The sequence below is a fragment of the Pseudomonas sp. DW-iso17 genome (assembly GCF_058725345.1).
On the sequence record NZ_JBZXEA010000011.1, the window covers coordinates 579,312 to 594,510 of the forward strand.

The window sequence follows — 15,199 nt, forward strand, 5'->3', positions numbered from 1 at the left end:
CTGGAGTTACGTCGTTCATGGATTTCTTTGGCCCGCACCTGCTCGCCTACGTCATTGCCACGCTGCACTTTCTTGGAACGCTCGCCGCGATCCACGCAGTACTGACCGTGCGCACCGCACAAGGCTCGATCGCCTGGGCGTTGTCACTGATGTTCATGCCCTACCTGACGCTGATCCCCTACCTGATTTTCGGCCGCAGCACCTTCGACGCGTACATCCAGGCCCGTCGCCAGGCCAACCAGGAAATGCACACGGCCATCACCGAGTTGAACTGGCGCCCCTGGGTGGAGGAAGCGCTCGCGGCGCGCAATTCCAGCGCCTATGCCTCCTTGCGCGCCATGCCCAAGCTGGGCCGCATGCCGTGCCTGGCCAACAACGAAGTGCGCCTGTTGATCAATGGCGATGCCACGTTCGGCGCGATCTTCGAGGCTATCCGTCACGCAAAGACCGCCGTGCTGTTCCAGTTTTTCATCATTCACGATGACGAACTGGGCCGTCAATTGCAGGCCCTGTTGAGGGAAAAAGCCGCTCAGGGCGTGGCCATTTATGTGCTGTACGACCGCATCGGCAGTCACGCCCTGCCCCATCGTTATGTGCAAGCGCTGCGTGACGCTGGCGTGCAGGTCAAGGCATTCGCCACCCGCAGTGGCTGGCTCAATCGCTTCCAGGTCAACTTCCGTAACCATCGCAAGATCGTCGTGGTGGACGGCATCACCGGTTTTGTCGGCGGGCATAACGTAGGCGATGAATACCTGGGTAAAAAACCGCCGCTGGCGCCATGGCGCGATACCCATGTGCAGGTCGCAGGCCCAGTGGTGGCATGCCTGCAGGAGTCGTTTGCCGAGGACTGGTTCTGGGCCGCACGGGAACTGCCGCCGCTGATCCTGCCGGACGCCTACCCGGAAGACGGCGTGCTCTGCCAGTTGCTTGCCAGTGGGCCAGCGGACCCTTATGAAACCTGCTCGCTGTTTTTCGTCGAGGCCATCCATGCCGCGACCAAGCGGGTGTGGATCACCAGCCCCTATTTCATCCCCGACGAGGCGGTGTTTGCCGCCCTGCGCCTGGCGGTATTGCGCGGAGTCGATGTGCGCCTGCTGCTGCCGTCACGGCCCGACCACCGCATCGTATATGCCGCATCCAGCCTGTACGCCAACGAAGCGGTGCGAGCAGGCGTGCGAGTGTTTCGCTACACACCGGGCTTTTTGCATCAGAAGGTGGTGTTGGTAGACAGCGAAATCAGCGCCATTGGCAGCGCCAACATGGACAACCGTTCGTTCCGGCTGAATTTTGAAGTGATGCTGCTGACGGTGGATGAAGCCTTCGCCAGCCAGGTTGAACAAATGTTGCTGGATGACTTTGCCCTGGCCCATGAAGTCAGCCAGGAAGAAAGCCGCGAGACCCGTCGCCTGCAACAACTGGGGATGCGCATTGCACGCCTGATCTCACCCATCCTCTAACCGCCAATACAAAACCAATGTGGGAGCTGGCTTGCCTGCGATAGCGGTGTTTCAGTCGACTCATCCGGTCCTGATACAACGCTATCGCAGGCAAGCCAGCTCCCACAGTTTTGAGCTTCAGTGCCTGGTGGTCAACGGTAGAGATCTTCCCGCGTCCACGGCAGTTCATGCCCGCCATCAGCATGGGGCTTCACTGCCAGTATCTGGTGCAGGTTGATCCAGCCACGGGCAAATGCATAAGCGCAACCGGCCAGGTACAGCCGCCAGATGCGTAGCGCCTGCTCTGGCACCATCTTCGCCGCTGCTTCCAGGTTGTCTTCCAGGCGTTCGCTCCAATGGTCCAATGTGCGGGCGTAATGCATACGCAGGCTTTCGACATCGACCACTTCCAGCCCTGCTTCGCTGATCTCGGCGGTCATCATGGCCAGGTGCGGCAGTTCACCATTAGGGAACACGTAGCGCTCGATAAACTCACCGGCTCCACGGCCTACGGGGCGGCCGTCGGTGTGCTTGGCGGTGATGCCATGGTTCATCACCAGGCCGCCTTCACGCACTGCGCCGAACAGGGTCCGGCAGTATTGCGCCAGGTTGGCGTGGCCGACGTGTTCGAACATGCCCACGCTCACGACTTTGTCGAAACGACCGTCCTGGGGCAGGTCGCGGTAGTCGAGTAATTGCAGGTCGACCTGGTCTTCCAGGCCTTCGGCTTTCACCCGCTCCTTGGCCAGCGCCAGTTGTTCCTTGCTCAAGGTGATGCCGAACACCTTGACCCCGAACTCACGTGCGGCATAACGCGCCAGCCCGCCCCAGCCGCAGCCCACATCGAGCAGATACTCACCCGGCTGCAGCCGCAACTTGCGGCACAGGTGGCGGAATTTGTCTTGTTGGGCCTGATCGATCGACTCGCTGCCGGTTTCGAAATAACCGCAGGAGTAGGCCATGTCCTGGTCCAGCCATAGCTGGTAGAACTCGTTGGACAGGTCGTAATGGTAGGAAATGGCCGCCGCGTCGGTGGCCTTATCGTGAATCGAGCGCACCGGACGACTCTCCTCGTCGTCATCGACCAAAGCGTGACTCAACTCGTCACATACCCTGATCACTTCGGTGATGGAGCCTTCCAGCTCCAGCTTGCCCTCGACGAAGGCTTCGCCCAGTGAGTCGAGTGTTGGATGGGTCAGCCTGGATACAACCGTGGGGTCCTTGACCACGATGGTGACACTGGGCTCAGGGCCCAAGTTGAATTCATGGCCGTCCCAGAGTCGAAGACGCAGCGGTAGCTGAAGATTCTGTAAGGCCGGTGGAAGTTGCGCGAGCATGAGTAGTCCCCCCTTGTTTCAGACGTCTGCTGTGAGGGTAGACCATGCCAAACAAAGTAGGAAGCTATCGAATGAATAGCTCCCCTTCTATGGCGCTCGGCGCTCGAGCAAACCTTCCTGGACCCACTGTTTCAGCCAAGTGGCCGCTTGCAGCGACGCCCCCTCTGAATAAGTGACCGTCAGCTCAGTACACAGTTCTGAAAAATTCCAGCCCATGGTCACCATGCCCGACAGCGCACAGGCTTCAGCGGCTTCCAGGCTGCGGTAGTGGCAGCGGTTCTGGTTGCGCCACACCAGGCAGATCTGCGCCGGCTCCAGCGCCTGGCTGCCGGGGAAATCCGACTCATCCTTGCTGGCTCGCCAGATCGCCACCGTGTTGAAACGGCAAAGCAACTGCTGCACCGAAGGCGCCAGCGCAACCTGTAAGGTGGGCCAGTCTTCAGGCGCCAGATGCGCCATGCCATTCAAGGTTAGCGGCTCCCCTTCGGCGGCGTCAAACGCCAAGGTGAACGCCCACTCCAGACGTGCCAACTCAGCCAAAGGCGCACTTTGCGCAGCCATGAAATGCTCAACGATAAACATCGCAAAGCGCTCGCCCAACCAGCGCACGCTGTAATGGGCCGAGGGATAACGGCGGATGTAGGCCTCGGTCAGCGAGCAAAACTGCTCATCTCCCAGCCAATACCAGATGGCACCGAAATCATGGCGCAGTACCTCTTGCAGACGCGACAGGTAGGCGTTGTGGTAAATCGCCAGGCCGGTGTCCACATCCAACGTCGGCCCTCCCAGCAAGGTAGCGGCAAAGCCACTGTTGGCCGGGGGCGCTTCGGATAATAGATGCTGTTCAAACGCCAACTGCCAGTCGATCAGGCGCATAACGCTCTCCGGGCCAAGGCGCTGGCACCCAACTCACGGGCTTTGTTCAACTCGGTGAGTAATTCTTCGAAGGGTGGAAAATGGTCATCGCGTTCCAGTAACGTCGACACGGGGCCCAGATGTTCGAGAGTCTGCTGATACAGCGCCCACACCGGGTCGCACACTGGATGGTCATGGGTATCGACCACATAGTCGCCATAGTCCATATGCCCTGCCAAATGCAGCTGGCGAATGCTTTCGGGTGGCAGGTTGCGAATGAAGGTCCAAGCATCAAAACCATGGTTACGTGCGCTGACATAGACGTTGTTGACGTCCAGCAGCAACTGGCATCCGCTCAGGTGGGCCAAGGCATTGAGGAATTCCCACTCGGTGAATTCATCCGCCTTGGAACGCACGTAGCTGGAGACATTTTCCAGTACCAGCGGGCGCTGCAACACGTCCTGCACCTGACGTACACGGCCGGCCACGTGGTAAAGGCTTTCTTCGGTGTAAGGCAGGGGTAACAAATCATGTAACTGGTGCGCGCTGCCGCGGCTCCAGCACAGGTGATCGGAAATCCATGCCGGCTGAATGCGCTCTGCGAGCTGTTTGATGTGATTCAGGTAATCCATATCGAGGGCATGTGGCCCGCCGATGGACAACGACACACCGTGCATCACCAAGGGGTAACGCTCGGCTATCGCATCCAGGTAGTACAAGGCCTTGCCGCCCTGCACCAGGTAATTCTCGGAGATCACTTCGAACCAATCCACGGCCGGCGACTGTTCAAGGATCTGGTGGTAGTACTCACTGCGTAAACCCAGGCCGTAACCCAGACTTGGAAGGGACGCGGACATGACTCACTCCAGGGCAAAGTGTCCGCAGCGGTGGCAGGCAGCCGCCGCGGTTGCACTCGTTGGCCGGTTACTCGCCGACTGTACCGCCAGCGGCGTCGCAGGCCGATTTGGTCATGGCCTTGAAGCCCATCCCTTTACACTCGCCCTGGCCCTTGCACGCGTGGTCCTTGGTTTTGCAGTCGTTCATACCTTTGCAGGAGGTCACGCCGTAGCAGTGAACGGTGGCGTCTGCCGCTTGTACCTGGGTGGCCACACCCGCGAACAGAGAAGCAGCGGCCATTGCGAGGGCGGCACCAGCAGCAGCGGATTTAATGCTCATTGTTGTATTCCTCATGATCAGTAGTGGAGCCGATCTGAACGGATTGTTCAGTCTCGACACAGCACTAGAGTGAGGCCCCCTGTCGGCGTTACAGCCGTGTGCAAATATTTCTGAAATTATTCGTCGAGCTTCAACAGCGGCTCCTGGAAGCGCAGTAAACGCCCGGCGTTCCCCAATACCAACAAGGTGCTGAGGTTATGCAGCACCGCCGCGATCATCGCGCCCGCCGCCCCCAGCCAGCCAAATGCGGCGAACACCACGATGGCCAGTGTCCAGCCCAAGCCAATGATCACATTGACCTGCAACGTCTGCCGGCACTGGCGACTCAAGCGCACACAGGTGCCCAAGCGGCGCAAGTCGCTGCCGATCAGCACCACGTCCGCCGAGGCCAGGGCGATGTCGGCACCGCCCGCGCCCATGGCCACGCCGACCACACCGGCCTTGAGCGCCAGGGAGTCGTTGATGCCATCGCCCACCACCATTGGCCGGAAGCCACTGCTGATTTCGCCCAGCACGCGGTTGAGCTTGTCTTCCGGCAGCGCTTGGGCTTCGACATCACTGATGCCCACGTCCAGCGCCAGGCTGTCGGCCACGCTTTGGCGGTCGCCGGTCAGCAGCAGTTGGCGGCCCAGGCCCAAGTCACGCAGCTCTTGCAGGGCCTGGCGCGCTTCGGGTTTGACGCTGTCGGCCAACAGCAGCCAGGCGAGGAACTCGCCGTTCAACGCCAGCCCGGCAATCGGGCCATCATGGGCGGGCACGGCGGTGGTGACGATGCCCAACTGTTCAAATAACTCCGGCCGCCCTAGCGCCGCTTCGCCCTGCTCGGTCTGGGCGACCACGCCCAGGCCCTGACGCTCGCGGATGTCGCTAAGCACCCGCATCTGCTCCTGGCTCGCCAACCCCGCCAACGCTCGGCTGACCGGGTGACTGCTTGCCGAACCAAGGCTGGCCGCCAGGTTCAGCAGCTTTTGGCGATCCGGCGCGGTAGTCTCGATGGACTGCAAGCGCAGGGTGCCAAAGGTCAGGGTGCCGGTCTTGTCGACCACCAGTGATGTCAGGTCGGCCAGTTCTTCGAGGAACGCCGAGCTGCGAATCAGGATGCCATGGCGCGCCGCCACGGCAATCCCGGCAATCGCCGTGGCCGGTGCCGACAGCACCAAGGCACAGGGGCACGCAGCCACGAGCACCGCGAGCATCGCCTGGGCGTCATTGGTGACAAACCAGGTGACGGCCGCCAGCAGCAACACAAGCACCATGTAGCTGCCGGCATAACGCTCCAGCAGCCGGGTGATCGGTGGCTTGGACCGCTCGGCGTTCTGCATCAGCGCAATAACTTTGCCCAACGTCGATTCGTTACCGGTGCGCGTGACCTCAAGGCGCAGCAGGCCATCGAGGTTGATCGCCCCACCAAACACCTGCACGCCCACGCTGGCTTCCAACGGCACCGACTCGCCGGTGATCGGCGCCGTGTCCAGGCTCGCCTGGCCGGACAACACCACGCCATCGGCCGGCACGCGGTCACCGGCACGCACTTCGACGATATCGCCGGTGTTCAAGGTGCCGTTATCCACTTCGGTGATGCTGCCGTCCGCCTGCATCAGGCGTGCATGGCTGCGGGTGAGTTTGCCCATGGCATGGATCGCTTCCTGGGAGCCAATCACGCTGCGCTCTTCCAGCACATGGCCGAAGATCATGATGATCGGCAGCAACGCGGCGGTGAGCAGATCACCGGTGGCCCAGGCGCCGAGCATGGCCAGGGCGATCAATTGATCGGTGATGCCGTGCAGGCTCGGAAAGCGCAGGCTGTACCAGGCCGAACGCATCACCGGCACCGCCACCAGCAGGGATGCCACGCCCAGCAGCAACTGGCTGACGCCGCTCTGGTCGGGCGCGAGCCAGCGCCACACCAGGCCCAGCACGAGCAAGCCCAGGGCGAGCATCGCCAAGGTCAATTGCCGGGCAGCGCTGCGCTGTTCGGCAGAGGTCAGCATGGGTGCGCTCATTGTTCGGCTCCCTGGATGATCAAGCGCGAGTCGTCTTTGGGATCGACGGTGGTCACTGAACCGGCCTGGCCGAGAATCTTCGGCAAGCGTTCACGGTACAGGCGCAACAGCAAACCGGGATCTTTGACCTGGGCCAGGCTGGCAACGGTAGCGGTCTGCGCCTGGGCATTGGCCAAGCGCTCACTGGCCTGGGCATGGGCGACTTGCACCTGGCGATCAGCTTCCTGGTTGGCGGTCTGGGTGAGTTTTTCCGCTTCAGTGCGGGCGTTGGCCACGGCTTTATCGGCTTGCTGGCTGGCGGTCAGTACCGCGTTGAACGCATTCACCGCAGGCCCAGGCAGGCTCGACTGCACATCGACGCGGGTGGCTTCGATACCCAGCCCCAAGCCGCTGGCCGCCAACTCCGCCAGGCGTTTGTTGATGCCTTGCACCAGGTCGCCGCGCAGCCGCTCACGCCGTTCGGCGGCGCCATTGTCGCTGCCGATCAGTTCCGGGCGGGCTACCAGGATGGTGTCCAGATCCCGCGCTGCGGTGAGGGCCACGGCGCTGCGTGTCACCAGCCGATCCAGGGCAGGCAGCACGTGGTCGCCCTGCAACACAAAGGCGTAGGGCTCGGTCACCTTGTAGAACACCCGCACGTCCAGTTGCACCACCCCGGCATCACCGGTCAGCAGGTAGCCGGAACCGGCCAGGGCATCGCTTAACGGCGTGGCGAAACTGGCCACGCGATCGGCCTGCAACGCCGCGTCGGAACGCAGCAGGTTTTCCACCCGGCGTTCGATCACCCGGTCGGCCGCTGGCAGCAGGATGACTTGCTCAAAAGGTTGCGGCCAGGCCAGCAACAACCCGGCGTTCTGAATGCGATCAAGGGCGCCGAAGTGCAAGACCACGGCGCGATTCTGCGGGTCGATCTGGCGCACATTGGAGAAGGCCCAGGCCAACGCCGCCAATACGGTGACCGCGTAGAGTGCCAGGAACGTCAGGCGCCCGGCCTGGATCCACGGGCTGTCCGGGCTTTCAGGCTCGCTCATGGCTGCAGGTCCTTCGGCCCATCCACCAGGGCGCGGAACGGCGCGGCGTCGGTGCGCAGGATGACTTGGTCCCCGGCGTGACCACCGTGCCCAAGGTATCCAGCGAGCGCAGCAGGTTGTACAGCTGCGGATTGCCAGCGTAGGCGCGGCCATAAATCTGCGCAGCTTCAACCCGCGACTGCGCTTCGATGTCGGCGGCTTTCACGGTGGCATCGGCCTGCATGATGCGCGCATCTCGCTCGGCAGCGGAGCGGATCTGCGCCGCTTCGCGCTTGCCCACGGCGGTGCGTTCGGTGGCGATGGTTTCACGCTCGGCGCGCATGCGGTCAACCGTGGCGGTGAGGGTCACCGATGGCAACGTCAAACGCTCAATGCCGACCTGCGCCACGCGCACGCCGTAGGTGGCGAGCAATTGTTGGTCAATTTGCTGGCGCAACTGCGCTTCGAAATCGGCGATGCGCACTTGGCTGGCGTCGGTGTTGATCAAGCTGGACAGGTCAAAACTGGCCGCCGTGGTTTCCAGCGCCGAGCCGACAAAGGTGCGAATCTGCCGCGCCGCCTCATCCGGCTGGTTCTGCACCGCACGCATAAAGCGCTGCACGTTGTCGGCATCGCCCTGCACCTGCCACGCCACATAGGCCTGCACAATAATCCGCAAGCCATCGCGGGTGCCCACATCCTGCAGGCCGCTGGAGGTGGTGCGCAGACGCAGGTCCACCGGGATCGCCGCTTCGAACGGTGCCGGCCATCGCCAGCCCAGGCCCGGCTCCAGCAGCACGCGCGCCGGGTTGCCGAAGCGGGTAATCACCGTGGCCTCACCGGAACGCACTTGCACCAGGCTTGCCGCTGCCACGGCAAACAGCACCAGCAACACCGCCCACGCCATGCGCCGCCAGGGAAAAGGCCCGGCCGCCTGCTCATCGCCGTGATGGTGATGGTGGTGGCCGTGATGGTGGTGATGGCCGTGATCATGATCGTGGGAATGAGCGCTCAACAGACAGACTCCTTATTGAACGGCTTTGCGCGGCGCCGACGGGTCGGCGGGCAAGGTAAAAGAACGCAGATCGATCGTCGGCGCGCTGTCGGCACCCAAACGATGATCCAGAATAAGCAGCTTGGCCTGGGCCAGGCCCTGGCTCAGTTGGCCCAGGTACTGTTCCAGCACGAAGGCTTGGCCCGCAGCGGCGTAGGCCTTTTGTTCGGCGGCAAAGCGCAGGTTCGCGGCTTGGGCGCCGGCATTCACTTCGCGGGCACTGGCCTGGGCCTGATCGCGAGCAGTGCTGGCTTGCAGCAGCGCCTGGTTGGTCTGTTCGCTGGCTGCACCGCGTTCACGGGCGATCAGCGCCTGGGCGCTGATCTGCGCGGCCTGCACACCGTGATAAGCATTGGCGGCACCGGCCGGCGGGTGGATCGCCTCGACCACCGTGGCGAGGATTTCCACTCCGCTGTCGAGGGTTTGCAGGTCGGCTTGCACGCTGCGACCAATCTCGTCCGCGAGGCTGGTGCGCTCTTCCCCGAGCAATTCATCCAGGGTGCGCGAGGCAAAATCGTGCACCAGGATGCGGCTGGCGGTGCTGCGGATCAGGGTCGGGATATCCGCGCTGTTGTAGGTGGCGGCAAGCGCGGCCTGATCGGTGAGGCCGATGCGGTAGACAAAGCGCACGTCCATGTTGACGATCTGGAAGCCCTGCTTGTCGCCGCTGCTGCTGGCAATAACCTGGGATTTGTCATTCACATGGCTGGCGTCCCACAGGCGGTTGGCGATCAACGGCGCCGGGCCTTCGGCGGCGGCCAGCTGCGGTGTGGCGGCGTCACTGACGCTGGTCGCCAGCTCATGCACCACGCCGTTTTCCACGTTCAGCACGCGGCCCAACGGCCACGGCAAACCGGCATGCAGGCCGGGGCCGAACACCTCGACCGGTTTACCAAAACGCTCGTAAATCCCACGGCCTTGCAGGGGCACTTCATGCAGACCGGTCAGCGCCCAACCTACCGCCAGCACCACCAGCAACACCGGGAAAAACGCCCGGCGCATGTAGGTAAAGGCCCAGATCTGGCGCAGGTCGATGCCAAAGCGGTTGTGCAACTCATGCTGCAACGCCAGCAAGGGCTGAGGCGGCCAACGCAGCAGGCCGGCAATGAAACTCTGCGCCATCAAGCGCGGCTCAAGGCGCGGCTGACGCGGGCTGAACAGCGACAGCACGCCCCTGAGCAGGAACTCCAACGCTACCAACGCTGGCAACAGCCCGATGAGAGTGGCCAGGCGCAGCGGCCAGACCGACTCCGCATTGGCAAACAGCAGGCAGATCGCGCTGAGCAACAGGCAGATAATTGCCATCCGGCTCAACTGCGCCAACTGTGAGGCTTCCGGCCATTGGGCAGCGGTTTCCTGGGCCAGGCGGCGCTCGAATACCAGCAGGCCAAACGCCAGGGCCAATGCGAGCGCTGCGCCAATACTTGCCGACTGCCCGATGGCGGCAGCGGGCAAGCCCAGGTTCCAGAACTGCAGGATGCTGACCAGCGCCAACAGCGACCAGCCGCCCAACCACAGCACCGGCGCGCCAATCTGCGCCAACAGGCCGTTGCCGAACCGGTTGATCAGGCCTTTATGCCAGGGAGTGGGCTCGATGGATTGTTCGACCGCTTCACCGCTCGGCGCTTCCAACGCCTGGGCACGCCAATCGGCCACCCACCATGCCGATTGCAAACCGGCCACCAGCAGCAGCAAGGCCGACGCGCAGTTGATCAATACCACCGGCCAGATCGACAGCGGGGCAAACAACGCTACGAACAGCGCCAATATCCAACCACTGAGGGCCAGGGTTGTCAGGCCGATACCGGCTTGGCGCAATCGACGGGCGTGGAACAGCCCCTGCTGAAAACGCGCGAGGCCTTCAACCGAAGCCCCGTCAGCCTCTAGATCCACTTGCATCTGCTCAACGCCCACTTGTACACAATTCGTTACGATATAACACGAAGCGTGAAATTTTTGTTCGCTTTTGAATTCACCCTGAATCCCTTGTGGGACGGGGCTTGCCCCCGATAGCAGCGTGTCAACCGACTGATTAGTTACTGGTACACCGCAATCGGGGGCAAGCCCCTCCCACATTTGTTCTCATGGTGTTCTTCTGATTGTGACTAACCCCCTATAAACACGAGCCATCACTGGTGTCGGCTGCGATTAGTCGGCACACTCCAAAACAGTTTTTCGCGGGTTCACGGACAAGGAAGCGCCACCCCCATGATTTCCATCTACCAACTCAAACCGCGTTTTCAAAACCTGCTGCGGCCTCTCGTGCAGCGCCTTTATGACAACGGCACCACCGCCAACCAGATCACCGTGCTGGCCGGGGTTGTTTCCCTGCTGGTGGGGCTGTTGATCGCGGGCTTTGCCCAACACCTCTGGCTGTTTGCGCTGATCCCGCTGTGGATGATTGTGCGCATGGCGCTCAATGCCATCGATGGCATGCTGGCCCGGGAGTTCGGCCAGCAGTCGCGCCTCGGTGCTTACCTCAATGAATTGTGCGACGTGATCGCCGATAGCGCGCTGATCCTGCCCTTTGCATTGATCCCCGATGTGAGCCTGGCACCGGTGCTGCTGGTGACGCTGCTGGCGGTATTCAGCGAATACGCCGGGGTGCTGGGGCCGATGGTGGGCGCGTCGCGCCGTTATGACGGGCCCATGGGCAAGAGTGATCGGGCGTTCGTACTCGGTGTGTTGGCCACTGGCGTGGCGCTGGGCTGGCTCGGCGCCGGTTGGGTCGAGGCGGTGATGTGGCTGGTGGCCGCCCTGCTCTCCTATACCTTGGTCAACCGGGTGCGTCAGGGCCTCAAAGAACAACAATCTCTCCCTTCTGCATAAGGATTTTGCGATGCGCGAACAGCAAGAGCACACCTTCAGTACCCATGATGGCGTCGAGCTTTTCTACCGGCACTGGCCGGCCACGGCAGGCGCCGGGCCGCGCAAGGCGATCCTGTTGTTCCATCGCGGCCATGAGCATTCGGGGCGTATTGCCCACCTGGTGGATGAACTGGGCCTGCCTGAATTCGACTTCTTCGCCTGGGACGCCCGTGGCCACGGCCAATCCCCAGGCGAGCGCGGTGACAGCCCCAGCTTTGCCACCAGCGCCCGCGACGTGCAGACGTTCTGTGATCACATCAATGCCACCTACAGCATCGAAGAGGAAGACATCGCCGTCATCGCCCAAAGCGTCGGCGCGGTGATTGCGGCCACCTGGGTTCATGATTACGCGCCAAAAATCCGCGCCCTGGTGCTCGCCTCGCCAGCCTTCAAGGTCAAGCTGTATGTGCCCCTCGCCCGCCCGGGCCTGGCACTGATGCGCAAGTTTCGCGGCAACTTTTTCGTCAACAGCTACGTCAAGGCCAAGTTCCTCAGCCATGATCCGGAACGGGTGGCGTCCTACGACAGCGACCCCTTGATCACCAAGGCCATCTCGGTGAATGTGCTGCTGGGCCTGTACGAAGCCGCCGACCGGGTTGTAGCCGATGCCCAGGCGATCCAAGTGCCGACCCAGCTGCTTATCTCCGGCTCCGATTTTGTGGTGCACCGCAAACCCCAGCAGCAATTTTTCGACCGCCTCGGCAGCCTGAAAAAAGAGCTGCATATCCTCCCCGGCTTTTTCCACGACACCCTTGGCGAACGTGATCGCGCCGTGGCTGTGACCAGCGCCAAGCGCTTTATCTTGCAGAACTTCGCGCACCCGCTGGACCGCGCTTCTCTACTGGACGCAGACAAACTTGGCGCCACGTGCGCCGAATCCGAATCCCTCGCCGCGCCGCTGCCACGCAACTCCCTGCGCGACCTGTACTGGCGCATGACCCGCGCCAGCATGGGCCTGGGCAAGAACCTTTCGGACGGCGTGAAGCTGGGCTTCGACACCGGCTTCGATTCCGGCAGCACCCTGGACTACGTGTATCGCAATAAGCCTGCCGGCAAGGGCGGGCTGGGGCGGATGATCGATACCAACTACCTCAATTCCATTGGCTGGCGCGGTATTCGCCAACGCAAGCTGAACGTCGAAGAGCTGCTGCGCCTGGCCATGGCCAAGCTGCGTGATGACCAACGCGAAGTGCGCATTGTCGACATCGCCGCCGGCCACGGCCGCTACATCCTGGAAGCCTTGCAAGGCGTATCGCCGCTGCCGGAATCGATCCTGCTGCGCGACTACAGCGACATCAACGTGCGCGACGGTGGCGCGCTGATTCGCGAGAAGGGCCTGGGGGACATCGCCCAGTTCGTCAAAGGCGATGCGTTCGACCGCGCTGACCTGGCTGCCCTGGCCCCTAAGCCGACGCTGGCCGTGGTATCCGGCCTGTACGAATTGTTCGCCGATAACGCCATGGTCGGCGGCTCGCTGGCGGGCTTGGCCGAAGCCGTGGAGCCAGGTGGTTACCTGGTCTACACCGGGCAGCCATGGCACCCGCAGTTGGAGCTGATTGCCCGTGCGCTCACCAGCCACCGGCAGGGCCAGGCCTGGGTGATGCGCCGGCGCAGCCAGGCGGAAATGGACCAACTCGTCGAAGCGGCGGGCTTTCGCAAGATCACCCAGCGCGTGGATGAGTGGGGCATTTTCACCGTGTCCCTGGCACAGAAGATCTGAACATGCGCGAACCCGGTTTATTGAAACCTGCGGTGCTCTGGCTGCTGCTGTTGGCGCCGCTGTTTTTCAGCACCTATGGCTTTGCCACCTGGGTCACCAGCCAGCGCAGCGACGTCGGCACGCTGGTGTTCGGCTGGGAAACACACATGCCGTTCTGGGCCTGGACCATCGTGCCCTACTGGTCCATCGACCTGCTCTACGGCTTCTCCCTGCTGCTGCCCAATACACGGCATGAGTTGAAACAACATGCACTGCGCCTGCTGAGTGCGCAGGTGATTGCCGTGAGTTGCTTCCTGATCTGGCCATTGCGCTTCACCTTCGAGCGACCGGAACTGGACGGTGTGTTCGGCTGGCTGTTCGCCGTGCTGGCCGGTTTCGACAAACCGTTCAACCAGGCGCCTTCACTGCATATCGCGCTGCTGGTGATCCTGTGGGTCATGTATCAGCGGCACACCCAGGGGATTTGGCGCTGGGTGGTGCATGGCTGGTTTGCGCTGATCGGCATCTCGGTGCTGACTACTTATCAACATCACTTTATCGACTTACCCACAGGCGCCCTCGCGGGGTGGTTGTGCGTGTGGTTATGGCCGGTGGAACACCCGAGCCCATTGTTGAGTGCCCGGTTAACGCGCGATACCCAACGCTGGCGCCTGGCTGTTCGCTATGGGCTGGGTGCGATAGTACTGCTGACGCTGGGTTTGTTACTTCGCGGCGGCTGGCTGTGGTTGCTGTGGCCAGCGGTTTCCCTCGGCTTGATCAGCGCCAACTACCTGGTGATCGGCGCGCCGGGCTTTCAAAAACGTACAAATGGCCGCCTGACGCCTGCCGCTCGCTGGCTGTATGCGCCTTACTTGGCAGGGGCGTGGACCAATTCGCGGCTGTGGACACGCAAACATCCACAGCCGGATCTGATTGTGGATAACGTCTGGCTGGGGCGTGTTCCTACAACCTCTGAGCAAGGCCCGTTCAAAGCCATTGTCGATCTGTGTTCCGAACTGCCGATTAATCCACAGGGCCGTGCTTACGCCTGCGTGCCGGTACTGGACCTGATCACTCCGACAGCCGACGAATGCCTGAAGGCCGCGCACGCCATTGAACGTCTGCGAACGAGTGGCCCCTTGCTGGTGTGCTGCGCCCTCGGTTATTCCCGTAGCGCCACTGCCGTCGCCGCCTGGCTGCTGACCACCGGGCGCGCCGCAACGGTTGACCAAGCACTGGCTATCATTCGTACAGCACGGGCCACTGTGGTCCTGCACCCCGCACACCGTAAAGCGTTGGAGGGTTTGCACCATGCCCGCTGATATGGAACTCCAGGTAGTCGCCAGCCTGCTACGTCGTGGCCGTTCCCTGGATCAGTTATCCACAGGCCTGACGTTGCTCGGCGTACTGTTCGGCCTTGCCCAACTGTTGTTGGCCAGTATTTCGACGACCTGCCTGCTGCTGGCCCTGTGGATGATCGTGCTGGGCCTGCTGCAAAAATACTGGGCGCTACGGGTGGCCTTTGACGCCGATCTGTTCGCCTTGCTGGCCCGCGACGTTACCCGCACGCCAGACCTTGACCAAGCCTTGCAAACCCTTGGCCTGCAATTGCCCAAGCGAGCCGGTCGGCCATGGAGCGAACGCCGGCGCGGCGCTCTCAAACTGTTGCGTAAACAAGCCTGGCTACTGGGCGCGCAAGCGCTGCTGACCCTGGGCGTCATCCTTGCCAGCCCTTGGCTGCCTTTTGCCGGATAAGGAATC

Annotated in this window: 12 protein-coding genes and 1 pseudogene; 5 read left to right on the plus strand and 8 right to left on the minus strand. The window is 62.3% G+C overall.

The window, feature by feature from the left end:
* Window positions 1-17: 17 nt before the first annotated feature.
* Window positions 18-1,457 carry a cardiolipin synthase gene (cls, locus tag AC4PS6_RS10545; RefSeq protein ID WP_020302042.1) on the plus strand — a complete coding sequence of 480 codons (1,440 nt, stop codon included), beginning with the start codon at window positions 18-20 and terminating at the stop codon, window positions 1,455-1,457.
* 131 nt (window positions 1,458-1,588) lie between these two features.
* Here cls and cfaB read toward each other — a convergent pair whose 3' ends face one another.
* From cfaB to hflK (AC4PS6_RS10585), 8 genes and pseudogenes are all read right to left on the minus strand, one after another.
* The gene (cfaB, locus tag AC4PS6_RS10550; protein ID WP_014720571.1) at window positions 1,589-2,773 is read right to left on the minus strand and encodes a C17 cyclopropane fatty acid synthase CfaB; all 1,185 of its coding nucleotides are present in this window, start codon (window positions 2,771-2,773) and stop codon (window positions 1,589-1,591) included.
* An 87-nt stretch (window positions 2,774-2,860) separates the two neighbouring features.
* Entirely contained in the window at window positions 2,861-3,649 is a 789-nt protein-coding gene (locus AC4PS6_RS10555; protein ID WP_032901861.1) for an HvfC/BufC N-terminal domain-containing protein, read from the minus strand.
* Window positions 3,640-4,485, minus strand: a complete 846-nt coding sequence (bufB, locus tag AC4PS6_RS10560) for an MNIO family bufferin maturase (RefSeq protein ID WP_014720573.1) — start codon at window positions 4,483-4,485, stop codon at window positions 3,640-3,642. Before bufB ends, AC4PS6_RS10555 begins: the two co-directional genes overlap by 10 nt.
* Before the next feature lie 67 nt (window positions 4,486-4,552).
* The gene (bufA2, locus tag AC4PS6_RS10565; protein WP_020302041.1) at window positions 4,553-4,804 is read right to left on the minus strand and encodes a BufA2 family periplasmic bufferin-type metallophore; all 252 of its coding nucleotides are present in this window, start codon (window positions 4,802-4,804) and stop codon (window positions 4,553-4,555) included.
* Between the two features lie 116 nt (window positions 4,805-4,920).
* Window positions 4,921-6,807, minus strand: coding sequence for a heavy metal translocating P-type ATPase (locus tag AC4PS6_RS10570; protein WP_336827112.1), 1,887 nt, complete (start codon window positions 6,805-6,807; stop codon window positions 4,921-4,923).
* Window positions 6,804-7,838 (minus strand): protease modulator HflK, encoded by a 1,035-nt coding sequence (gene hflK / locus AC4PS6_RS10575; RefSeq protein WP_014720575.1) that lies wholly within the window; start codon window positions 7,836-7,838, stop codon window positions 6,804-6,806. The genes AC4PS6_RS10570 and hflK (AC4PS6_RS10575) overlap by 4 nt, the downstream gene beginning before the upstream one ends.
* A pseudogene (gene hflC / locus AC4PS6_RS10580) lies at window positions 7,835-8,835 on the minus strand (protease modulator HflC). Before hflC ends, hflK (AC4PS6_RS10575) begins: the two are co-directional and overlap by 4 nt.
* 9 nt (window positions 8,836-8,844) lie before the next feature.
* Entirely contained in the window at window positions 8,845-10,770 is a 1,926-nt protein-coding gene (gene hflK / locus AC4PS6_RS10585; protein WP_103452223.1) for a protease modulator HflK, read from the minus strand.
* A gap of 309 nt (window positions 10,771-11,079) precedes the next feature.
* Here hflK (AC4PS6_RS10585) and AC4PS6_RS10590 point away from each other — a divergent pair, with 309 nt between their 5' ends.
* The 4 genes from AC4PS6_RS10590 to AC4PS6_RS10605 are packed head-to-tail and all read left to right on the plus strand — an operon-like array spanning window position 11,080 to window position 15,193.
* A complete protein-coding gene (locus AC4PS6_RS10590) occupies window positions 11,080-11,700 on the plus strand; it encodes a CDP-alcohol phosphatidyltransferase family protein (RefSeq protein ID WP_336827113.1) in 621 nt (206 codons plus the stop codon).
* Window positions 11,701-11,710: 10 nt separating this feature from the next.
* Window positions 11,711-13,459, plus strand: a complete 1,749-nt coding sequence (locus AC4PS6_RS10595; protein WP_060766921.1) for a bifunctional alpha/beta hydrolase/class I SAM-dependent methyltransferase — start codon at window positions 11,711-11,713, stop codon at window positions 13,457-13,459.
* A 2-nt stretch (window positions 13,460-13,461) separates the two neighbouring features.
* Entirely contained in the window at window positions 13,462-14,760 is a 1,299-nt protein-coding gene (locus AC4PS6_RS10600; protein WP_198832911.1) for a phosphatase PAP2/dual specificity phosphatase family protein, read from the plus strand.
* The gene (locus AC4PS6_RS10605) at window positions 14,750-15,193 is read left to right on the plus strand and encodes a hypothetical protein (RefSeq protein WP_014720581.1); all 444 of its coding nucleotides are present in this window, start codon (window positions 14,750-14,752) and stop codon (window positions 15,191-15,193) included. Before AC4PS6_RS10600 ends, AC4PS6_RS10605 begins: the two co-directional genes overlap by 11 nt.
* Window positions 15,194-15,199 lie beyond the last annotated feature (6 nt).

Excerpts from the sequence above, each read along its gene's own strand:
- cls (WP_020302042.1), top strand. The coding sequence starts at position 18 with ATGGATTTCTTTGGCCCGCACCTGCTCGCCTACGTCATTGCCACGCTG.
- cfaB (WP_014720571.1), bottom strand. The coding sequence starts at position 2,773 with ATGCTCGCGCAACTTCCACCGGCCTTACAGAATCTTCAGCTACCGCTG.
- AC4PS6_RS10555 (WP_032901861.1), bottom strand. The coding sequence starts at position 3,649 with ATGCGCCTGATCGACTGGCAGTTGGCGTTTGAACAGCATCTATTATCC.
- bufB (WP_014720573.1), bottom strand. The coding sequence starts at position 4,485 with ATGTCCGCGTCCCTTCCAAGTCTGGGTTACGGCCTGGGTTTACGCAGT.
- bufA2 (WP_020302041.1), bottom strand. The coding sequence starts at position 4,804 with ATGAGCATTAAATCCGCTGCTGCTGGTGCCGCCCTCGCAATGGCCGCT.
- AC4PS6_RS10570 (WP_336827112.1), bottom strand. The coding sequence starts at position 6,807 with ATGAGCGCACCCATGCTGACCTCTGCCGAACAGCGCAGCGCTGCCCGG.
- hflK (WP_014720575.1), bottom strand. The coding sequence starts at position 7,838 with ATGAGCGAGCCTGAAAGCCCGGACAGCCCGTGGATCCAGGCCGGGCGC.
- hflK (WP_103452223.1), bottom strand. The coding sequence starts at position 10,770 with ATGCAAGTGGATCTAGAGGCTGACGGGGCTTCGGTTGAAGGCCTCGCG.
- AC4PS6_RS10590 (WP_336827113.1), top strand. The coding sequence starts at position 11,080 with ATGATTTCCATCTACCAACTCAAACCGCGTTTTCAAAACCTGCTGCGG.
- AC4PS6_RS10595 (WP_060766921.1), top strand. The coding sequence starts at position 11,711 with ATGCGCGAACAGCAAGAGCACACCTTCAGTACCCATGATGGCGTCGAG.
- AC4PS6_RS10600 (WP_198832911.1), top strand. The coding sequence starts at position 13,462 with ATGCGCGAACCCGGTTTATTGAAACCTGCGGTGCTCTGGCTGCTGCTG.
- AC4PS6_RS10605 (WP_014720581.1), top strand. The coding sequence starts at position 14,750 with ATGCCCGCTGATATGGAACTCCAGGTAGTCGCCAGCCTGCTACGTCGT.